General features: G+C 49.9%; 22 protein-coding genes. 4 read left to right on the top strand and 18 right to left on the bottom strand.

Annotated elements, in window-relative coordinates; all coding sequences use genetic code 11:
• The first annotated feature begins 249 nt into the window (after positions 1–249).
• On the top strand, positions 250–546 hold the full coding sequence (locus C2I18_RS26180) for a hypothetical protein (protein ID WP_249898632.1): 297 nt from the start codon (positions 250–252) through the stop codon (positions 544–546).
• A 335-nt stretch (positions 547–881) separates the two neighbouring features.
• Here the strand turns inward: C2I18_RS26180 and C2I18_RS26175 are convergent, their stop codons facing one another.
• From C2I18_RS26175 to C2I18_RS26140, 8 genes are read right to left on the bottom strand one after another with little or no spacing between them, the layout of a single operon-like run.
• The gene (locus C2I18_RS26175) at positions 882–1,409 is read right to left on the bottom strand and encodes a hemerythrin domain-containing protein (RefSeq protein ID WP_249898631.1); all 528 of its coding nucleotides are present in this window, start codon (positions 1,407–1,409) and stop codon (positions 882–884) included.
• Between the two features lie 22 nt (positions 1,410–1,431).
• Entirely contained in the window at positions 1,432–2,079 is a 648-nt protein-coding gene (locus tag C2I18_RS26170) for a response regulator (protein ID WP_249898630.1), read from the bottom strand.
• 7 nt (positions 2,080–2,086) lie between these two features.
• The gene (locus C2I18_RS26165; protein ID WP_249898629.1) at positions 2,087–3,151 is read right to left on the bottom strand and encodes a sensor histidine kinase; all 1,065 of its coding nucleotides are present in this window, start codon (positions 3,149–3,151) and stop codon (positions 2,087–2,089) included.
• Positions 3,151–3,609: a GAF domain-containing protein gene (locus C2I18_RS26160; protein WP_249898628.1), complete on the bottom strand. Its 459-nt coding sequence runs from the start codon at positions 3,607–3,609 to the stop codon at positions 3,151–3,153. Before C2I18_RS26160 ends, C2I18_RS26165 begins: the two co-directional genes overlap by 1 nt.
• A gap of 52 nt (positions 3,610–3,661) precedes the next feature.
• Positions 3,662–4,348, bottom strand: coding sequence for a respiratory nitrate reductase subunit gamma (gene narI, locus C2I18_RS26155; RefSeq protein ID WP_249898627.1), 687 nt, complete (start codon positions 4,346–4,348; stop codon positions 3,662–3,664).
• Positions 4,348–4,911: a nitrate reductase molybdenum cofactor assembly chaperone gene (narJ, locus tag C2I18_RS26150; RefSeq protein WP_249898626.1), complete on the bottom strand. Its 564-nt coding sequence runs from the start codon at positions 4,909–4,911 to the stop codon at positions 4,348–4,350. The genes narI and narJ overlap by 1 nt, the downstream gene beginning before the upstream one ends.
• Positions 4,904–6,475: a nitrate reductase subunit beta gene (gene narH, locus C2I18_RS26145; RefSeq protein ID WP_249898625.1), complete on the bottom strand. Its 1,572-nt coding sequence runs from the start codon at positions 6,473–6,475 to the stop codon at positions 4,904–4,906. Before narH ends, narJ begins: the two co-directional genes overlap by 8 nt.
• Entirely contained in the window at positions 6,465–10,139 is a 3,675-nt protein-coding gene (locus C2I18_RS26140; protein ID WP_249898624.1) for a nitrate reductase subunit alpha, read from the bottom strand. The genes narH and C2I18_RS26140 overlap by 11 nt, the downstream gene beginning before the upstream one ends.
• Positions 10,140–10,431: 292 nt before the next feature.
• Here C2I18_RS26140 and C2I18_RS26135 point away from each other — a divergent pair, with 292 nt between their 5' ends.
• Positions 10,432–10,851 carry a hemerythrin domain-containing protein gene (locus C2I18_RS26135; RefSeq protein ID WP_249898623.1) on the top strand — a complete coding sequence of 140 codons (420 nt, stop codon included), beginning with the start codon at positions 10,432–10,434 and terminating at the stop codon, positions 10,849–10,851.
• On the opposite strand, the gene C2I18_RS26130 is transcribed toward C2I18_RS26135, so the two are convergent.
• Positions 10,757–11,293 carry an RrF2 family transcriptional regulator gene (locus C2I18_RS26130; protein WP_481857845.1) on the bottom strand — a complete coding sequence of 179 codons (537 nt, stop codon included), beginning with the start codon at positions 11,291–11,293 and terminating at the stop codon, positions 10,757–10,759. The genes C2I18_RS26135 and C2I18_RS26130 overlap by 95 nt on opposite strands.
• 151 nt (positions 11,294–11,444) lie before the next feature.
• On the opposite strand from C2I18_RS26130, the gene hmpA reads away from it, so the two are divergent.
• Positions 11,445–12,626: an NO-inducible flavohemoprotein gene (hmpA, locus tag C2I18_RS26125; protein ID WP_249902253.1), complete on the top strand. Its 1,182-nt coding sequence runs from the start codon at positions 11,445–11,447 to the stop codon at positions 12,624–12,626.
• Between the two features lie 110 nt (positions 12,627–12,736).
• Here the strand turns inward: hmpA and C2I18_RS26120 are convergent, their stop codons facing one another.
• Genes C2I18_RS26120 through C2I18_RS26100 form a run of 5 tightly spaced genes read right to left on the bottom strand, consistent with a single transcriptional unit; the run spans position 12,737 to position 16,549 of the window.
• Positions 12,737–13,081 carry a DUF488 domain-containing protein gene (locus C2I18_RS26120; RefSeq protein ID WP_249898622.1) on the bottom strand — a complete coding sequence of 115 codons (345 nt, stop codon included), beginning with the start codon at positions 13,079–13,081 and terminating at the stop codon, positions 12,737–12,739.
• Positions 13,082–13,112: 31 nt separating this feature from the next.
• Positions 13,113–13,820 (bottom strand): Crp/Fnr family transcriptional regulator, encoded by a 708-nt coding sequence (locus C2I18_RS26115; RefSeq protein WP_249898621.1) that lies wholly within the window; start codon positions 13,818–13,820, stop codon positions 13,113–13,115.
• A gap of 48 nt (positions 13,821–13,868) precedes the next feature.
• Positions 13,869–14,048 carry a rubredoxin gene (rd, locus tag C2I18_RS26110; protein ID WP_249898620.1) on the bottom strand — a complete coding sequence of 60 codons (180 nt, stop codon included), beginning with the start codon at positions 14,046–14,048 and terminating at the stop codon, positions 13,869–13,871.
• A gap of 33 nt (positions 14,049–14,081) precedes the next feature.
• Positions 14,082–15,296: an NAD(P)/FAD-dependent oxidoreductase gene (locus C2I18_RS26105; protein WP_249898619.1), complete on the bottom strand. Its 1,215-nt coding sequence runs from the start codon at positions 15,294–15,296 to the stop codon at positions 14,082–14,084.
• 14 nt (positions 15,297–15,310) lie between these two features.
• On the bottom strand, positions 15,311–16,549 hold the full coding sequence (locus tag C2I18_RS26100) for an FprA family A-type flavoprotein (protein WP_249898618.1): 1,239 nt from the start codon (positions 16,547–16,549) through the stop codon (positions 15,311–15,313).
• Between the two features lie 551 nt (positions 16,550–17,100).
• Between C2I18_RS26100 and C2I18_RS26095 the strand changes: the two genes are divergently transcribed.
• Positions 17,101–17,691, top strand: coding sequence for a P-loop nucleotide/nucleoside kinase family protein (locus C2I18_RS26095; protein ID WP_249898617.1), 591 nt, complete (start codon positions 17,101–17,103; stop codon positions 17,689–17,691).
• 121 nt (positions 17,692–17,812) lie between these two features.
• Here C2I18_RS26095 and C2I18_RS26090 read toward each other — a convergent pair whose 3' ends face one another.
• The 4 genes from C2I18_RS26090 to C2I18_RS26075 form a co-directional block, all read right to left on the bottom strand.
• On the bottom strand, positions 17,813–18,727 hold the full coding sequence (locus C2I18_RS26090) for an NAD(P)/FAD-dependent oxidoreductase (RefSeq protein WP_249902252.1): 915 nt from the start codon (positions 18,725–18,727) through the stop codon (positions 17,813–17,815).
• 196 nt (positions 18,728–18,923) lie between these two features.
• On the bottom strand, positions 18,924–19,286 hold the full coding sequence (locus tag C2I18_RS26085; RefSeq protein ID WP_249898616.1) for a hypothetical protein: 363 nt from the start codon (positions 19,284–19,286) through the stop codon (positions 18,924–18,926).
• Positions 19,287–19,410: 124 nt separating this feature from the next.
• On the bottom strand, positions 19,411–20,331 hold the full coding sequence (locus C2I18_RS26080; RefSeq protein ID WP_481857960.1) for a metal-dependent hydrolase: 921 nt from the start codon (positions 20,329–20,331) through the stop codon (positions 19,411–19,413).
• Positions 20,332–20,445: 114 nt separating this feature from the next.
• Positions 20,446–21,267, bottom strand: a complete 822-nt coding sequence (locus tag C2I18_RS26075; RefSeq protein ID WP_249898614.1) for an AraC family transcriptional regulator — start codon at positions 21,265–21,267, stop codon at positions 20,446–20,448.
• Positions 21,268–21,307 lie beyond the last annotated feature (40 nt).

The raw sequence follows: 21,307 nt of genomic DNA, 5'->3' as shown, positions 1-21,307 counted from the left end.
CCCCTGTTCAGATATAGGGGAGTCCCCTTTCCCTGACAGGGTAAACCCTGAAAATAAAGGCAGGCGGCTTCCGGATTAAAGATAGCATAGCAATGGAGAATGATTGCCGGTTTTGGGGGAGAAGCACTTCACACTTGAATCCAGTAAGGTGATTGTTTATAATTCCCAGAATGGGTCAAGGAGCGATACGGAGTATATTTTTAGACAAAAAGCTTATGGATATATAGAGGGCAGATGGAGGGTTCCCTATTGGATATTAAATGGATTAATGAGGATTACAAGGAAGCGGGGAAAATATTCGACTCCATTAGGGAAGTCAATGAATGGGCGGATTCTCTTTATCCTGACTTCGCAGGCGGACTAAGGGTTCATGTTGGTTACGCATCACCGGATGCCAATGTTCACACCTACCTGGCCGAGCATCTTCCCCAATGGGCAGACTACAACAATGTCAGGATCAATGTTAATACTTCAAAGGAGTTAATTAATGGAATCATGATCTATAAGATCTGGGTAACTCCCTTTGAGGATCAGGATAAGGAATAGCTAGCCTCGCAGTGGCACAATGTACTCGGTTTTTCGTGTACATTGGGCTCGTTTACCCTCGCAGTGGCCTAATGTACCCGGTTTTTCGAGTACATCGGGCTCGTTCGCCCTCGCAGTGGCCCAATGTACCCGGTTTTTCGAGTACATCGGGCTCGTTCGCCCTCGCAGTGGCACAATGTACTCGGTTTTTCGTGTACATCAGGCTTGCTATCCCTCGCAGTGGCACATTATACTCGGTTTTTCGTGTACATTGGGCTCGTTTACCCTCGCGAACGCTGACACTCTCCATACATCCACAAAGAAAAAAGCTGCTTCCATTGAGGCAGCCCTTTCTGTTAAGTAATCAGTGTATTCAGTTGTTGGCTAAGCCGCTCTTTGTCCTTGGCATGCAGCCGGCTTTCGGCCATCGGGAAAATAACGGCTTCTTCTTTGACAAAGTGTACCGTCAGTACTTCAAAGGCTTCCCCTGCATCCTTGACGGCAGCCCGGATATCCGATAAAGATAACCCATCGAAGCCCTCTTCCGTATGATGCAGAAAATGCCCGAGATAACCTTCAATTTCGCGGTGCTCCTCCTGGATCCCGATCAGCGGCCCCTGCTCAAAACCTATGTATGACCCCAGCAGCGGGAAAAAATGGCCCTCTTCCTTCGCGGTATGCTTCCTCAGCGGTTCCATGAAATCAATGACCGCCTGCCGCAGCTCCTGTATCCGCACCCTCGCTTCATCCAGACGGATATTCTCCTGTTCAAACCAAAGCACAATAGCATGCCATTCTTCCATTAAAAAAGATAAATAGCGGTGTTCATTCTCAAGAATGCGCATGGCAGGCGTAGTAAACTGCAGCTCAGCAAAATCCGGCATGGTGCTCTCCTCCATTCGCCAGTTAGAAATCCAGCATTTTTTTGCGTAACGCATATTCCACCAGCTCCGGCCGGCTTTTCAAATTCAGCTTTTCCATAATCTTGGCCTTATGGGCTTCCACCGTTTTCACTGAAATGAACAGTTTCTCAGCGATTTCCTTGTTCCCGTACCCCTTGGCGATCAGCGGCAGAATCTCCAGCTCCCGCTTGGATAACAGCTCGAACAGGTCTTCTGTGGTAACATTCTTATCCTGCTTGATGAATTCACGGACAAGAGAGGTTGCCATCTTGGGCTGAATATAGGTGCCGCCTTCATGGATAGTCCGGATGGCCAGCAGCAGCTCTTCGTCGGGCGCACTTTTGAGCACATATCCGGATGCCCCGTTCTTCAGCACATGGAACAGATATTCCTCGTCATCGTGCATCGTCAGAATCAGGATTTTGGTGTCAGGATAATCCTCTTTAATCTTGCCTGTCGCAATCAGTCCGCTCTCGCCCGGCGGCATGCTTAAGTCCATAATCAGTATGTCCGGCCGGAACTTTGCCACCAGGGCATAAGCTTCAATACCGTCTGCCGCAGCCCCGATAACCTCAATGTCATCCTGAAAATTCAGAATCATAGAGAAGCCGCTGCGCACGATCGCATGGTCGTCTGCAATGACGATTTTCATCAGAAACTCATTCCTTTCCTTGTGCAAATCCTACCGGAACCTGCAGCATAATCCGGGTCCCCTTGCCGATCCCCGAGTCTATGGTGCAGGTTCCGCCCACCAGCTCTGCCCGTTCCTGCATGCCAAACAGGCCAAGTCCGGTTCCGCTGGGCTCGTCACCCTTGTTAAAGCCTATGCCCTGATCTTCAACAAGGAGCCGCAGCACGCCGTCCTTCTCGGTCAGCGATACGGAAACGGTATCTACCTCGGCATATTTCAGGGCGTTCAGAACAGCTTCCTGGCACACACGGTACATTACGGTTTCAATTTCACTCTCATACCGTTTCTCTGACAGCTGGGACTGATATTCTATCACAAGGCCATAGCTTTGTTCCATCCGTTTGAAATAAGACCGGAAGGCAGCCTCCAGTCCAAAATCATCCAGCGCCGCCGGCCGCAGCTCCACGGACAGACTCCGGATATCATTCAGCAGCCGTGTCATGGACACTTCGGTCTGCTTCACTTTTTTCAACAACTGTTCATCTGCTGTCATATACTTGAGCACGCGCAGGTCAATCACGGCGCTCATCAGCTCTTGAGCCACACTGTCATGCAGTTCGCGTGAAATCCGCTTGCGTTCGTTCTCCTGTGCTTCAATGACGTGCTTCATCATTTTGTTCTGATAAAATTTCTCCTGGGTCTTGAACTGCCTGGTAAGATCCCTCAGCATAAATACCCTGATGTTATTCTCATAATCTATGGTGTGAAAAGAAGCGGCATAAGGGACAATCCCTTTATCCCTTGTCTCCAGATAGACCTGGTAAGAGGTGAATTCCTCGGAATCGGGTGTGTTAAAATAACAGTTCAGGCAGGTGCGCAGCTCCGTCTCACTGGTATACCCGCGGCAGGTACCACACAGCGCCTGGGGATTTCCCTGATACAGCTGCTTCAGAATATCCTTATCCACAATGTTCTCGGCAGCGGGATTCATCGCCAGGGCTTTCCCTTCACGGTCAAAAAAGAACATCGCTTCCATGCTGTTCTCAAACAGCTTCGTCATGAGCTGGTGCGGCAGATTGTGTCCGGATGTCATCAACTGAGCAACAATTCCTTCCCGTTCAGTTCTCCAATGCCCTTGCGCGCCGTAGCTTCCAGAGCTCTCAGCATCTCGGGGGTTACCTGCCGTTCGCCCCTGAATCCGCCAAGAAGCACGCCTGCGACGCGGGCATCATTCCACATCGGGACAGCACCGATGCTGTTCAAATTCTCCATCTTCGTGATGGGATAATTAAATAATGCATCAGGCTTAACATCTTTCTGCACAGAAGGGAGTAAAAACGGTTTGCCGGTCTTGAATACGATTCCCGCAATCCCTCTTCCCGATTGAAGCACGATCCGTTTGTAACGGTCATTCGTGTTCCCTGAGACATATTTCCATCGGATTACATAGTCATATTCCGCCGGTTCGGCAAAAGCCAGTGACATGAAATCATACCCCAGCTCCCTGCGGATCTGGTCCAGCTTCATTTGGTAATCCACCTTATTTGTCATCGTTTTTCTCTCCTAAATTGAACAGGGAAAGAAGTGTACCGCTCTCTTTCCGTTAATTCGATTTATTTCTTCTGTATAGGATATAACTTCTGCCTATATAATTCAACGGAACACTCCACACATGGACCAGACGCGTAAACGGCCAGAAGGCAAAAATAGCAAAGCCGGACAGAATATGCAGCTTAAAGGAAAACGGCACATCCACCATAAGCGCCGGGTCCGGACGGAACATAAACAAGCCGCGGAACCAGACGGAAATGGTATCCCGGTAATCAAATTCAGGCTGTACGGCATTGGTTACAATCGTGGAATACATCCCCATGAACACGATGAACAGCAGCAGGGAGTTGACGATCAGATCCGATGCGCTGCTCAGCCGGCGGACATTCTTCAGGGTGAAGCGCCGTGAAGTAAGGATCAGCATCCCCAGCAGGGTAGCAGCCCCGAAAATCCCGCCAATATATACCGCGCCGATGTGGTAAAGATGATCACTGACACCAACGGCCTCAAGCCAGGATTTTGGAATAGCGAGCCCGCCAATATGGCCAAAAATAACCGGAATAATGCCCAGATGGAACAGGATGCTGCCGAATTTCAGCTGTTTCTTTTCGATAAATTCACTGGATTTGGCCGTCCAGTTGAACTGGTCCTTGCGGTAGCGGACAATATGTCCGCCGATGAAGACCACCATGCACATATAAGGGAAAATGACCCATAAAAATTGATCTAGCATATTCATTAACTTAGGGCCTCCTGTTCAGCACAAGCTTTAAATGTTTCACGCAATCCCTTCACCAGGTGGTAATAAGGACTTTCCAGCCGTTCAAGCGCCTTGACCAGGTGGTAGGTGCCATCCTCAAGAATCGCCATCAGCATCCGAAAATTTTCCGTTGCTTTCGGATCCCCGAGCCACTCGGCGGCGTACAGAAATTCACACATCAGCGGTAAAAAATCCGGCAGCTCGCCTTCCGGCATTTCCAGCCCGTACATTTCATACAGGAGCTTCAGCTTGGCAAGCATTTGCCCCCGTTCTTTGGCATCCTCGAACTTGAAGTAGGTCATATACAGGGCGCAGTCCTTCTGGAAGTCAAAAGTGGCCGCATAATTCTCCTGTATTTCATCCAGACTGAGCTTCTGCATCAATGTCCAATAGGTATGCACATGGCTGTAAGCCGGTCCATCGCTGCTGAACGTCTCTTCCAGAAAAGCCGGATGAAAATCCAGCTTTTCCGGATACATGAGCTGCAGGGCAAAATATCCGAAGGATGGTTTGTAATCGTACAGTCTGGTCAGATTAATCACGCCAAATCCCTCCGTAGAAGTTCTCTTCGTACAAATCCTTGCCGGTCTTCATGGACTCACCGATGGAGCTTGCTGCACCGCATCCGTCACAGCCGGAGCCGGAGCCCATGTCACCCATAACGTTGCCGTAGCCTGCGGAACCTTGGGCACGATATGGATTCATGTGCTGCTCCTTATGCGAGGTCGGGATCACAAACCGGTCTTCGTATTTGGCAATGGCCAGCAGGCGGTACATTTCCTCGGTCTGCTGGGCAGTCATGCCGACACGATCCAGCCGGCTGAGGTCAAATTCCTGTCCGGAAGACTTGGCACGCATGTAGGAACGCATCATCGCCATCCGCTGCAGGGCTTCTTTGACCGTTTCGGTATCGCCGGCAGTCAGCATGTTAGCCAGGTACTGGATCGGTGTCCGCATCTCCTCGATCGCCGGGAAAATCATATCCGGATTTTTCAGCGAATCCTTGCCTTCAAAGTAATTCATGATCGGGCTAAGCGGCGGTACATACCACACCATAGGCAGTGTACGGTATTCCGGGTGAAGCGGGAATGCCAGCTTGTGCTCGATCGCCAGCTTGTAGACCGGTGAATTCTGGGCAGCTTCCAGCCAATCCTCGGAGATGCCGTCTTTTCTCGCTTGGGCGATGATTTCCGGATCATGCGGATTCAAGAACAAATCACATTGCGCCTTGTAGAGGTCCTGCACATCCGGCGTTGATGCGGCATCAAGCACCTTGTCGGCGTCATACAGCAGAACACCCAGATAACGGATCCGGCCGGTACAGGTCTCCGAGCATACCGTCGGAAGGCCTGCTTCAACACGCGGGAAGCAGAAGGTGCATTTCTCCGCTTTGTTGGTCTGCCAGTTGAAGTACACTTTTTTGTATGGGCAGCCTGTCATGCAATATCTCCAGCCGCGGCAAGCTTCCTGATCGACAAGGACAATCCCGTCCTCATCCCGTTTGTACATCGCTCCTGAAGGACAGGAAGCGACGCAGCTCGGATTCAGGCAGTGCTCACAGAGACGCGGCAGATATACCATGAAGGATTTTTCAAAGTTGAATTTGATTTCTTCCTCAATTTTCTGGATATTCGGATCCAGCGGACCGGTTACATGCGCTCCAGCCAGATCATCCTCCCAGTTCGGGCCCCATTCCAGATCCATCTTCTCACCGGTTACGGCGGAATGGGCGCGGGCTACCGGTGAATGCTCCTGCTCGCCGGCATTGGTCAGCTGTTCATAGTTGTAAGTCCACGGCTCATAGTAATCCTTCATTTCCGGCATATCAGGGTTATAGAAGATTTTGCCGAGTGCGATCTTGGACAGCTTGTTGCCCGATTTCAGCTCAAGCTTCCCTTTGCGCAGCTGCCAGCCGCCTTTGTAGAGCTCCTGGTCTTCCCAGCGTTTCGGATAGCCGATTCCCGGCTTGGTCTCCACGTTGTTGAACCACATATATTCTGCACCTTTACGGTTGGTCCAGGTTGTTTTACAGGTCACACTGCAGGTGTGGCAGCCGATACACTTATCCAGATTCATTACCATTGCAACTTGCGCTTTAATTTTCAAGCCAGTTAACCTCCTTCATTTTGCGTACGGCTACATAGACATCCCGCTGGTTGCCGATTGGACCATAGTAGTTAAAACCGTAGCTGAGCTGTGCGTATCCGCCGACCATCTGGGTAGGCTTCAGATGAATTCGGGTAGGCGCATTATGGCTTCCGCCGCGGGTATCCGTAATTTCAGAACCCGGTACTTGAATGTGCTTGTCCTGGGCGTGGTACATGAACATGGTGCCTCTCGGCATCCGGTGGCTGACTACCGCACGTGCAGTGACGACACCGTTGCGGTTGTACACTTCCAGCCAGTCATTATCGGCAATGCCGTGTGCCTCTGCATCTTCATTGTTAATCCATACGGTCGGACCGCCGCGGAACAGGGTCAGCATATGCTGGTTATCCTGGTAGGTCGAGTGGATATTCCACTTGCCGTGCGGCGTCAAATATCTCAGGACCAGTGAATCCTGGCCGCCCTTCACTTCCTTGTCGCGCGGCCCGAAGACCATCGGCGGCAGCGTCGGTTTGTACACCGGCAGTGCTTCACCGAACTGCTGAAAGATTTCATGATCAATATAGAAATGCTGTCTTCCCGTCAGTGTACGGAAGGGCACCAGACGTTCGATGTTCGTAGTGAACGGTGAATAACGCCGGCCCTGCTTGTTCGAACCGCTGAACACCGGTGTCGGAATCACTTCACGCGGCTGGGCGGTGATGCTCTGGAACGTAATTTTCTCCGCCGCACGGTCTGCCGAGATATCACGCAGCTCTACGCCTGAATCCTTTTCTGCAGAAGCGTAGGCCTTCTGGGATACGCAGCCGTTGGTGGCCGAAGACAAATGAAGAATCGTGTCGGCCGCCTGGCGTGCCGTCTGCAGCTTCGGCAGTCCGTTTTTGATCGATTCGTCGAAATACACTCCGCTAAGCTTCTTGAGCTCTTCGTATTCTTCAGCGACTGAGAAGCTGATACCGTGTGCGCCTGCTTTTCCGACCATAAGGTTTGGTCCGAGTGAAATATATTTATCATGAATTTTGGTATAATCCCGCTCGACAATCGTCAGGTTCGGCATGGTTTTGCCCGGAACAGCTTCCACTTCGCCTTTGGCCCAGTCTTTGACAAGTCCCATCGGCTGTGAAATCTCATTGATGGAGTCATGGTTAAGCGGCGTAGCCACAAGGTCTTTATAGACGCCGGGCAGATGACTTTTCGCCATATCGGAGAATACCTCTGCCAGCTGGCGGTAAATATCCCAGTCGGACCGGGATTCCCAGAGCGGATTCACCGCCGGATTGAACGGATGCACGAACGGATGCATGTCTGTCGACGACAGATCGGTTTTCTCATACCATGTGGCCGCCGGCAGTACGACATCTGCATACAGCGGTGTGGTTGTCATCCGGAAATCCATGGCGACCATCAGATCCAGCTTGCCTTCCACATCTTCGCGCCAGATAATCTCTTCCGGCTTCTGTTCCTCATTCGGCTCAGCCAGCAGGCCGTCGGAAGCTCCGAGCAAATGCTTCATGAAATATTCCTGGCCCTTGGCGGAGCTGGAAATCAGGTTCGAGCGCCAAATGAACAGGGAACGCGGGAAATTCTCCGGAGCGCCGGGATCTTCCACAGCAAAGCGGGTATTCCGTGATTTAATCTCTTCCAGCGTATGGCTGATGATTTCGGCATTTGATTTCTTGCCCTGCTGCGCGGCTTCCTCTGCAAACAATAGACTGTTCTTGTTAAATTGCGGGAAGGACGGCAGCCAGCCAAGTCGTGCAGCCAGCACATTATAATCAGCAGGATGCTGGTACGCCACATCTCCGCCGGTCGGCGATTTCAGTGAATCTGTACCGCTCTCCTCATAACGCCACTGCTCTGTTGCAAAATAGAAGAATGAAGTTGCATTCTGCTGCCGGGCCGGGCCCTGCCAGTCTTTGGCGAAAGCAACGGTTGACCACCCTTCAATCGGACGGCATTTCTCCTGGCCGACATAATGCGCCCAGCCGCCCCCGTTCACACCTTGGGATGCTGTAAGAACGACCAGATTCAGAATTGAACGGTAAATCGTATCACTGTTGAACCAGTGGTTGATCCCTGCCCCCATGATGATCATCGAGCGTCCGCCCGTATCAATCGCGTTCTGGGCAAATTCGCGGGCAATCTGCACCACGACACTTGCCTTCACACTTGTAATCTTCTCCTGCCATGCCGGCGTGTAATGGGAGGATGCATCCTCATAACTTTTGGCATTCAGCGGGCTTTCTGTACGGGCAACACCGTACTGGCTCATCATCAGATCATATACCGTGGCAACATAACGTTCTGTACCGTCAGCCAGCTGCACTGTGCGGACCGGAATCATCCGCCGGAACGTTCCGTTGCCGGCATTATCAAAGTAAGGGAAAACAATTTCCGTCCACTGTTCTCCATGGCCCTCAATACTAAGCGCCGGTTCCACTTTGCTGCCGTCTTCATTCTCCAGAATCAGGTTCCACTTCTTGCCCTCTTCCCAGCGCTGCCCCATCGTGCCGTTAGGTACGATCATTTTACCGGCTGCTTCGTCGAAGATGACCGGCTTCCAGTCAGAGTGCTGGGAATCATCACCGAGATCGCTTGCCCGGAGGAAACGTCCGCCTTTAAGCGCATCTTCATGTGGGTCAAGCAGGATCAGGAACGGCATATCTGTATACTGCTTGGCGTAATTCAGGAACATCGGCTCCTGCCGTTCCTGATAAAATTCGTTCAGAATAACATGGGTCATGGCCTGGGCCAGTGCCGCATCCGTGCCCGGATTCGGTGCCAGCCAGTTGTCGGCGAATTTGACGTTCTCCGCCAGATCCGGTGCTACGGATACGACTTTGGTTCCTTTATAGCGGACTTCTGTCATAAAGTGGGCATCCGGCGTCCGGGTCAGCGGCACATTGGAGCCCCACATCATCAGGTAACCAGCGTTGTACCAGTCCGAGGATTCCGGAACATCCGTCTGCTCGCCCCAGATTTGCGGGGAGGCCGGCGGAAGATCCGCATACCAGTCATAGAAGCTCAGCATTTGACCGCCGAGGAGTGAAATAAACCGTGCTCCGGAAGCGTAGCTGACCATCGACATGGCCGGAATGGGCGTAAAGCCAGCGATCCGGTCCGGGCCGTATTTACGGATGGTATAGATCAGCTGTGCCGAGATCAGACGCAGCACGTCGTCCCAGGCTGCGCGGACATGGCCGCCCTTACCGCGCGCCTTCTTATACTCGCTTGCCTTCTCGGGGTTCTCCACAATACTGGCCCAGGCATCGACATAATTGTCATGCTCTTTAAGCGCCGTTTGCCACAGCCGCCACAGCTTACCTCTTACATAAGGGTATTTGACGCGCAGCGGGCTGTATTCATACCACGAAAATGTCGCCCCGCGCGGACAGCCCCGCGGTTCAAATTCCGGCATATCCGGTCCGCAGGAAGGATAGTCAATCTGCTGGTTCTCCCAGGTGATGATTCCGTTCTTCACGAATACCTTCCAGCTGCAGGAGCCTGTACAGTTGACACCATGGGTAGTGCGTACTACTTTATCGTGTGACCAGCGCTGGCGGTACATATTTTCCCAATCTCTATTTTTCTCTTCAAGAATGGACCAGTTTTTCGAATAACTCTCTACCGGTTTAAAAAAGTTAAGGCCGAATTTCTTCTTCATCGGTTACGTACACTCCTTTACAGCAATCATTCAATTAATATCATTATGGATCTCCCGGCCCTGACTTCCCATTAGGGAAACGCCTATTGCGCCTCGGGAATTCCCTTGATCTGGCCAAAATGCAAAAAAGCCTTTCTCATCACAGAGAAAAGCTTGGGTAAAGCCGTGTATATTTGAAAAGCAGGGGCGCCCATTAGGGAGTTCCCTCTTTCTTGTCCGGGGATCTCCTTACCGGGAAATTCACTACTGGGTTATATGCTATACTGGTCAAAAAATGAGAGGATGAACCATCATGCCAGGACCTTCATTACGCCAGCTGCACGCCCATCATGCTATTCATCAGGGCGGACTGTCCGGAGCTGTCAGTAAAACCGAGGAAGTAGAAGAGCTGCTCGAAGCCCGGGAATTTGAAGTCGCACGCCAGGCCGCCGAGCATTTAATTGAATATTGGGAGACACGGATTCTAAGCCACGCCGATGCGGAGGAAGACGGATTCTACCATGAAATGGCAGAAAAGAACCCCGGACTGCTGGACGCTATTGCTAAGCTTACCCGGGACCATGACCTGCTGCGGATCATCGTTGAGGATGTAAAAGTTCTGCTTGCCGAAGAAGGCCTTACTCCTGAAGTACTTCACCAGTTCCACGCCCTGCTGGTGGTAAATGCGATTCACAGCCGGGATGAGGAACGTCTTCTGTTTGCGGAGTCCTGAATCCGTTCTGCTGCTGCAGAATGGCACGCAAGTCATCTTTGTTAATCAATAGATCCTGCAGAGTATATTCATGCAGCACCTGCAGATACGCCTGGAGCGCTCTGCCCAGCACGCCTTTAAGTCCGCACACCGGGGAGATCGGACAGCTGCCGCCCGCAGGATTGAAGCATTCGACCAGATAAAAGTCATCTTCCATCCGCCGGACGACCTCCCCGATGTTAATCTTCTCAGGCGGAAGAGCCAGGCGTATCCCCCCTCCCCTTCCTCTTACGGTTTCAATGTAACCTGCCTTGCCTAATTCATGCGATACCTTCATCAGGTGATTTTTGGAGATTCCATAAGCGTTCGAAATATCCTGTATCGTTGACAGCTCATCATGCTTTTTCGCTCCAAGGTAGATGAGTATACGCAATGAAAAATCGGTATATAACGTCAGTCTCATACTTATCTCCAATCAGGTGTATAGTAAGTGATATTTATTACAAATGATATCATAAATAATGTCCATTTTGTTAAAGTGGTATTTTAAATATATCTTTTAGATTAAAAACAGTATATATTAAATTCGTAATAATTGAGAGGGGATGAACGTTATTTTATCACAACACACTCGTGACATTGTAAAGTCCACAGCGCCTGTATTGGCAGAACATGGAACAACCATTACAACAGTCTTTTACCGGAATTTGTTCGAAGCCCACCCGGAATTACTCAATGTATTTAATCATGCCAATCAGGCTCAGGGCCGCCAGCAGGCAGCACTTGCCAATGCCGTGTACGCCGCCGCAGTCCATATCGATAATTTGGAGAACATTCTGCCAGCGGTTGTCCAGATTGCCCACAAGCATGTCAGTCTCGGCATTAAGCCGGAGCACTACCCGATCGTCGGCGAGTTTCTGCTGAAAGCCATCAAAGAAGTGCTCGGCGATGCCGCCACAGATGAAATCCTGACAGCCTGGGAAGAAGCGTACGGTGTTATTGCAGACGCATTTATTGGTGTCGAAGACAACATGTATAAAGAAGCCCGTGAACAGGACAACGGCTGGAACTTCTTCAAACCTTTCACCGTGGCACGCAAAGTTCAGGAAAGCGGCAATATTACCTCATTCTATCTGAAACCTGCAGACGGCTCCAATGTACCGGACTACAAGCCAGGCCAGTATATTTCAGTCCGTGTTTTAATTCCAGGCGAAAAATATACCATGATCCGCCAATACAGCCTGTCCCAGGCGCCAAAACGTGATGAATTCCGTATCTCCGTAAAACGTGAAGAAACCAATGACCCGAATGGTGTCGTGTCTGTCTATCTTCACAACCAGGTTAATGAAGGAGACACTGTCGAGGTAAGTGCGCCTGCCGGCGAATTTATGCTCGATGCCACAAAAAGTACACCTGTTGCTTTTATCTCCGGAGGTGTAGGAATTACGCCGATGATGAGTATGTTAGAGACCGTAGCGAATGTAACGCCGGACCGGCCTACTGTCTTCCTGCACTCTGCACGGAATGAAGCGCTTGCCGCATTCCGCAAGGATGTCGAGAAGCATGCAGCCAGTCTGAGCAACGTCAAATTCAAGACCTTCTTCTCCGGAGGTCCGGACGGCATTATTACAGGAGAAATCCTTAAGTCTTATGTAGATGTAACCGGGGATGCTTATGTATGCGGTCCTGTGCCGTTCATGGAAGCGATGATCCGCGAGCTGCGGGGTCTTGGTGTGAAAGAAGAGCAAATCCATTATGAGTTCTTTGGTCCGGCTCTGCAGCTGGAGAGCAACTAATTCATTGCAAGTCCCATCGGGAGTTGCGTTAGAAATCAGTGGGTTCTGTTATAAAAAATAAACGGGCCGCTTCCAGGATTATTTGAGATCCGGAAGCGGCCCGTGTTCTTTTACCGGGTGAGCAGCCATTTATATAAAACATTAGCGTGGTTGTGTACGGGATCTTTCGCGGCATAGACTAACGTCACTTGTTGCTGCAGCGCCAGTTCAGTGATCTTTGCAGCAAGCTCTCCGCGTGACGGGTCTTCCTCCAGTTCCCGGGTATAGCTGTCACTGAAAGCGGGAAACCGCTCCGGTATGTGACTGAACCATTTGCGCAGCTCAGGGCTTGGAGCAATTTCCTTCATCCACTCGTCAATTGCAGCCTCCTGTTTAGAAACTCCCCGCGGCCACAGTCTGTCTACTAGTATCCGGTACCCGTCCTTCGGCACAGCAGGCTCATAGATCCTTTTCACTGTTAATGGAGTCTGAGCATCTCCTGACGGCCTAATCAATGTACTTCTCCAGTGAAGGGCGGTTCTTGACAATCAGCTGTTTATTGCCTACCAGCTCAATGATGCCCAAATCCTCAAAGATGGCGAATTTACGGCTGATCGTCTCCCGGGTGACACCGACATAACTCGCCAGCTCCTCGCGCGAAAGCGGAAGTTTGACATGAATCCCACCACTACGCGGTTTTCCATACTTGTCACTCAGCTCCAGAATCATATAGGCAATGCGGATTTCCGGGTCCTTGGTCGCCAGGCTCTGCGCAAGATTTTCAGTGTGGGCCAGTCTTTTGGAGACGGTCTTCAGCAGCTTGATCGTAATATCCGGATTCTCCCGGATCAGCTGCTCCATATCATTTTTGGTCAGCATACAAATGCTTGTATCTGTCAGTGCATACGCACTGAAATTGCTCAGCTCTTCGCTGTTAAAAATATTCAACTCGCCAAAAAACTCTCCGTTGCTCAGCACATGCAGAATCTGCTCCTTGCCCTGAGGCGTCATCTTCGACAATTTGACCTGCCCCTGCTGGATGATATACAGGGTATCTGTCGGCTGTTCTTCTATCATTAACGCCTGGCCTTTGGCAAATTTCCGGTGTCTGATCATGGCGCTGATCCGCGACAGCTCCCCGTCACTTAACGAGGCAAAGATCGGTACTTTGCGGGTACAGGGCTCCGCGGCATTCTGGCAGGAATGTTCAGGCATTATGATCCCTCCTTTGTTGATTCGTCAGTGCTGTGGAAGGCAGGCTTCCTAAGAAGCGGCCCCTTTTTCTGCTACCGGTGCAAAATGGGTTGTATCCTCACCGCAAACCGGACACACCCAATCCTCCGGCAAATCTTCAAACGCCGTACCTGGAGCAACATCCTCATCCGGATCACCGATGGCCGGATCGTATATATAACCGCAAGGCAGACAAATGTGTTTTTTCATTATATTTTTCCTCCTATTATATATAATTTTGTATTACAATCTCGCCTCAACCAGTGTCATGATCTCTTCAAGGCTGCTGTTAAGCAAATCCATACCCTCAAGGCTTATCCCCTGCTCGATTGCGGATTTATAGATTAATGAAGCTGCTGCACCTTCCCAGGAGATTGCACCGGCCAGCTTGCTGTCCCGAATAAAAATACGGGTATACACGCCGTTAACATTGGACGAAACGGACTGGTCACATTGGCTTTCATCCGTATTTCCGATCGAGAACAGCGAGACGCCAAAGACGTTGAACAAAGTAACCGGTGTTGCTCTGCGGTAAGCAGCAGGCTGTTCGGCAGCCATATTGCCGCCGGCAATCTTTCCCTGTTCCATCGCTCCGCCCCATAATCCTTCCACAAGACCATCCAGTTCGGCAAGATCGCCAGCAGCATATATATTTGGTGCACTTGTCTCCAGATGACTGTTCACAATGACGCCGGCGCGAGTCTGGATTCCGGTTTCTTTGACAAGCGCTGTATTTGGAACGATCCCAATCGAATACACCACATGCTCACAGGGGATTGAGGTCTGGTCATCCAGGATTACGCCGGAGACGGCTTCCGTTCCCGTAATAGAATCTACTCCAGCATGTGTTCTGACCTGCACACCAGACTGTTCCAGAACGACCCGCAGCTGCTGTGATGAAGCTTCGTCCAGCTGTCTTGCCATGAGGCGCGGGGCAGCTTCCACAACCGACACCTGATAACCGCCCTCATGTAATGCCCAGGCTGTCTCGAGGCCTTGAACGCCGCCGCCGATGACAACGACACGCTGTCCTGCAGCCAGGTTCGCTTTCAGCAGGTCGGCATCGCCCAGATCCCGGATCGTATGGACATTTTTAAGGCCTGCCCCTTCTACAGCCAGCGCCCGGTTCCGCGCCCCCATGCAGAGCAGCAGCTTATGGTAGGTTGTCAGCCTGCCGTCCGCTGTCTCCACCTGCTGGCGTTCCGGATGAATAGATATAACGCGGCTTGCGGTTTGGAGTGCGATCCGGTTATCCCGGTACCATTTCTCTTTCTTGATGAGCACTTTTTCGCTGTGCAGATCACTGAACAAGCCTTTGGTCAGCTTGATCCGGTTGTACGGCAGGTGCTTTTCCTCGCCAAAAATAGTGATTTCCGATTCCGCATCCTGATCGCGGATTGCCTTGGCCGCATGAACTGCAGCAACTCCGCTGCCGACAATTACATAATGTCTGTGCATTTCTCGGCTCCCCCTTAGAACGAGCTCAGCAGCAAATCGGAGACAAAATCAGCGGCATTCTTAATCTTCTGCGTCTTCTCTGCTTCTTTGGGAGAAAAACGGACCCGGATCGGAAATTCGACATGCGTCATGCCGGTGGATTTGATCACATCAGAAGTGCTCTGCACGGTCATATTCGTACCGTTCAGGTAGTCTTGAATGACTTCGATGGCTTCACCGCTCCAGCCGTAAGAGCCGAACGCTGCCGCGAGCTTGCCTTCCAGATTCATATTTTGCAGCTCCTTCAGCAGGGGCTCCAGGTTGCCGATCATATCTGCGTAGCGGGTCGAGCTTCCAATGAAAACGGCATCCGCCGCGCTGACGCTGTCGAGAATGGCTGCCATATCACTTTTATCTGCATCCCATACTTCGGTATCGATTCCGTTCGCCTGCAGCGTATTCTGAAGAATACCGGCCATTTTTTTGGTGTTGTTTTTGAGTGTCGTGTACACGACGGCTGCCTTTTTGCCCTGCGTCGTTTCACGGCTCAATTCAGCGTACAAATCAATATACTTGCGGACATCTTTCCGGATCAGGAACCCGTGCGAAGGGGCAATCATCTGAATGTCCAGATCTTTTACAGCTTCAATCAGTGTTCTGACATATCTTCTGTGCGGATGGATAATGGCGTTATAGTAGCCTTTGAAGTCGTCAGTAATATCGAATCCGGCCTCATCGCTGAACAGCTTCTCCACCGCCACATGAGTGCTGAATATATCGCAAGGGAACAGTATTTTGTCCTCCACACAATAGGTAATCATCGTTTCTGCGGTATGAAGGTACGGCGTTTCTTTGAACAGCAGCGTTTTTCCGCCGATATCCAGCGTATCCCCATCCTTCACCACCAGAAAATTACGGGCATGCAGCTTGTACATTTCCTGCAGCTCGGGTACGGCAATCTCTGTGCAGACAATCGTCGCATTCGCCGCCCGTGATGCAAGAGCCGCAAGACCCCCGGAGTGGTCAGGTTCAGTATGGTTAATGACAATGTAGGCAATATCCAGCGGATCCATCAGCTGCTCCATCCGTTCCGCAAATTCCCGGCCAAATTCCATATCTACGGTATCGATCACAGTCGGCTTGCCTGTTTTGAGTAAATAAGAGTTATATGTCGTTCCTTTTGCAAGGATAAGGCGGTGGAACGGCACCTCACGGTTGTCAATTTTGCCTACCCAGTACGTATCCCTGGCGATCCTGATTTCTGTATTGTTCATCTCTCATGTCCTCCTAATTGATAATGTTTATCAGCAACCTCATTCTATAATGGGCACCAATTCAAAAGGAGGATTTGAATCAAATTCTGAAAGTTATAGCGGCAGATTCTTATAATTTGAATATACAGCTTTTCTGGAAAGGGGTTATGCGTGTGGTCACTTTGGGGAGAGCGTAGCAGGGGAATTTTATAATGCTTACACTCTCTATCGGCTGGAGCGGCAAATGTACTCGAAAAACCGAGTATAATACAACACTATGGAGGTAAACGAACCCATTGTACTCGAAAAATCGAGTATATTGCTTCACTTCAGAGGTAAACGAACCCATTGTACTCGAAAAACCGAGTATATTGCGTCACTTCAGAGGTAAACGAACCCATTGTACTCGAAAAACCGAGTATATAGCGTCACTTCAGAGGTAAACGGGCCAATTGTACTCGAAAAACCGAGTATAATGCATTACTTCAGAGGTAAACGGGCCAAACAGATCCAAAAATGATACGATAGACGGGTCTGCATCACACGTATCTCTATTTAAGGAGCGTTCTGCAATGAACAAACTTATCTTTTTCCTCGGACCTGCCGGAGCAGGCAAAACTACCCTGGCCAAAGCCGTCGCCTCCAGGCGCACCGCAGCTGTGCTCGACATGGACATTCTTTTGCGCCCTGCAGCCGATGCTATAATGACGATGCATGGACTGGACCCGTCCGACAGGGACTCAGACCAATACAAAAAGCTCTGCCGGGACCTCGGCTACCGGATTACGATGGACGCTGCGCTGGATAATCTCGGTCTTTGCAGTGATATATTTGTGGTCGGTCCGTTCACCAAGGAAGCCGCAGACCCGCATTGGATAGACAATGAACTGGCACGGATCGGGCTTACGCTCCAGGATGTAGAGGTCAAAGTTGTCCTTGTCACTCTGGCTAATGAAGGATTATTCAGGGAACGCATAGAGGGCAGACACTCCCCGCTCGATGATTGGAAATTTCAGAACTGGGACATCTTCCGCTCTGCTTTTAAAAGCCGCACTGTAGCTTGGCCCCTGCCATCTTCCCATGTGGTAACAATCGACAATTCCAATCCGGATAGGGCAGTGACTGCGGCGGAAGTGGAAATGTTTATTTATTCATCAATGTGAAAATAAGAAGTCATCTGCTTCAGCAAACCCTGACAAAAAGCAAAACAGCGAATCCAATGAAGCTGAGGAGACGCTGTTTTGCTTTTATTTTTTATACAGGTTGCCGTACACTTTGTAAAAATCATCCTTTTGCTTTCCAAGCCTCTGCAAGCAGCTCGCTGTTCATCCCTATTGCGGCTAACGCACCGGACGAGGCAGCAGCAATCGCCTGATACTTTTCACTTGCCGCATCACCGGCACTGTAGACACCGGGAACGCTGGTTTTGCCATATTCATCTACAAACACCGATCCCGTATCAGTCATCCTGCAGCCCAAAGCGGCCGGCAGCTCCGATCCCGCAACAAGCTGAGGCGCAAAAAATATCCCCCTGCACGAAATCTCCGTACCATCCTCCAGAACAATTTGCCGCACAATACCGTCATCGGATTCGATCTGTACAATCGGGGAGTCATACACAGGGATATTATGTCTCTTCAGCTCGCTGCGTTCCTCTTCCGTCATTTCGTCAGGACCATTGGTAACGATAGTATAGTTGCTGCTCCATCCCGGGATCACAGAAGCCAAATGCACAGCATTAGCCCCTTTAACAATTAACGCCAGCGGTTGATCCCGCAGCTCCCAGCCGTCACAATAAGGGCACACAAAGGCGCTTTTACCATACACGGCGTCCAACCCGTTAATAGTTAACGGGGCATCTTTTTTCCCCACTGCAAAAAGCAGCTTTTTACTCTGAAAGAGTTGTCCCTGTGCTGTTGTTATTTGAAAATCTCCGTCTGCCCCCGACACCGACACCGCCGAATCTGTCACAAAATGTACTGAAGGATACGCTCCAATCTCCTCCTGGGCTGCGCGGCGAAACTCTGCCGGACTAACACCATCCCGTGTCAAAAAGCCATGAGTCTCCCGGGTTACCCAGTTGCGCGGCTGGATATCATCGATTACAATTACATTTTTTCTGGCCCGCCCCAGCACCAGTGCAGCATTTAACCCTGCGGGTCCGCCTCCGATAATTACTGCGTCCAGCTTGCGCTCCATGGTATGTCCTTTCATGTGAACCGCCTTTCCCGGATACATAATATCCATAATAATATTAAAAAAAACATCTTTACTGCTGTGACGCTCAATAAGATCAATTAAGGATCTCTAATGTCTACAATAAAACATTCTTTTATACAAATCAAGTAATCATGAAAAATTTCTAGGAAGAACAGCGGACTGCCCAAGCGCTAATTTATGTATTTTGCTGCAAAAAATCAAGAAACTCCCTTTGCATAGAGCCGAGCGTAAGGATTTTTTTGATGATTCTGAATTTCCATTTCTCTCCTTTTATTTTAAACGACCATATGGCGGAAGATGCATAGCCCGGATTATAATTCTGTTCTTCTAATTCAGCGGCTTCAAATTCAACCTTTTGGATGACTTTAGTAGAAAAAAGATTGAGAAAAAGGATAATTACCTTCCTATTATTGATTAATAATATCGCCCGGCTGCTGTAGGCCGAGAAGCTTTGTGGAGTGGAATAGCAGACAAGCATGTCAGATTCTCTATAAGGTTCAATCAGTTTATGTATGTTTTTCTTGGTAATAAATATCATCGTCTAATCCCTTTCCCAGTTGGATATTCATGCAATTTAATTATAATCACCGGCTAGTAATTCTCAATAATCTTCTTCATAAGGCACCTCCGGGTTATAGATGGACACATAATGATTGCGACGCTCAAGGCGCCCATTTCCCATTCCTGAAAATAAACTCCCGGGTATTCCCATTCCGGTCCCGAGCCATAATTATTCCGGCAGAATCCACTTTCGACTCCTCTGTTACTTCCAGTGAGGTTTCACGATTAGAAGCTGGCACACGATACACCTCTTCGATCCCATCCTTACCAGTGTTACTTACGACAATGTCACCCTCCATCAAATAAAAGACATTCACATGCAGGTGCGGATCTCCGCCCAGGAGCGGCACGATACCTCTAACAGAACGTTGCTTATCAATGACATCAAACCCCATTTTCCAAAAATCCGTCATGCTGGTTACCTGATATTCGCTTAAAGGATAGACCTTTACACCCGCCTCTTCCGTTAGTGTGAGCTTCTGAGAGATACTTTGCTCAATCTGTGCAACTGTTGCAAGCTTTAGACCAAGGTAGATGACAATGAACACAGCAAATAGTGTATTCATTATTAGTTTTCTTTTGAACACTACAGGCAGGATGAAAATAACAACACCAAGCAGCATAGGCACCCATACCGTAGGGTCTCCGAGATAAATCAGCGGCAAAGTATAGGCTTGCCTGGAAAACGGATAAATTAAATGCACCCCATGTCCCAGATAATCAACGAAAATGTGCGCCATTACGCTCCCCGCGAAGCATACATACAGCATTGGATAAGAATATTTCTGCAGAAAAAATCTTAACAGGTACACTACTGGAACCATGACTATTCCCATTACGATTAATGAATGAGACCATGGCGAAGTATCGCGTGTTCCCAACAGATCGGGAAAGATGCCGAAAAAGGCTGAAAGTCCCAGAATCATCAGCTTATCTTTAAAAGAAATATCTTGACGCATAAATACAAAGGAAGCTATAAAACATCCTGCAAGCAAATGTGTACCGACGTGCATAGCCAGCATAACAGACACAGTGAATCCCCCGCTTTTATTTTTTATCACAATCAGATGGACCTGTCGGGTGCCAACAAGACTTTAGACAAATCCGGCGGGAAAAAGGTTCATTTCTGTATTCGCTTAATCCAATCCATGCAATCTTTTAAACTCCTCCGGCTTCATGCCGGTAACCTTTTTAAACACCGCACAAAAATAACTCACATTCTCAAAGCCCGCCTCCTGGGCGATTTCATATATTTTTTTGCCGCGGATGCTGAACATCAGCTGCTTGCTGCGGTTGATCCGCTGCTTGTTGATATACGTTACCGGACGTTCGCGTACGGTTCGCTGAAACAGCCTGCATAAATACTGCGGTGACACCTTAATAACCTCCGCCATGTCCTTCAGCACAAGCGGCTGGTGCAGATGAAGCTCAATATAGCGCAGCACAGGCCGGATCCGTTCCATTTCATCCTCATGATTCGTGGCAGGCAGCAGCCTTTGCTTCAAATCCAGCAGCAGCGCAAATAACAGCTTGCTCCGCTCCAGATTAACTCCCAGCTCATTGTCATCCGGCAGCAGCAGCATCTCCCGCAGAGGTTCTAGGAAAGCCTCCGAGCGCAATTTCCCGGGGCCGGACTCACGAATGCCTGCATACAGCAGCATCTGGGCGGCTTCCCTCCCGTTAAAAGAAATCCAGGCCAGCTTCCATTCCCGGCTGATCGGAGTATACTCGTGCGGAATATCCGGGTACAGAAAAAAAACCTCTCCCGGCCCGACAATATAGCGTTTGTCCCCGACAATCAGCTCGCCTTTGCCTTCCAGAATCTGATGCATCTGATAATCCGGAAAACCCGCCTCCCGTGCAGTCTGTACCTGATGTTCCCAGAAGCCAATCGTTGTGGCATACAGCGGCAGCAGCATCATTTCATCATTTTCACAAAAAACCAGCTTGCTCTCCATCACGCTTCACCTGTTTCATATTTTGATATATTTTAATAAT

It is taken from the genome of Paenibacillus sp. PK3_47 (genome assembly GCF_023520895.1).
Taxonomy (GTDB): domain Bacteria; phylum Bacillota; class Bacilli; order Paenibacillales; family Paenibacillaceae; genus Paenibacillus_AQ.
The sequence above is the reverse complement of the archived record's forward strand: the minus strand, read 5'-3'. Positions and strand labels throughout refer to the sequence as shown.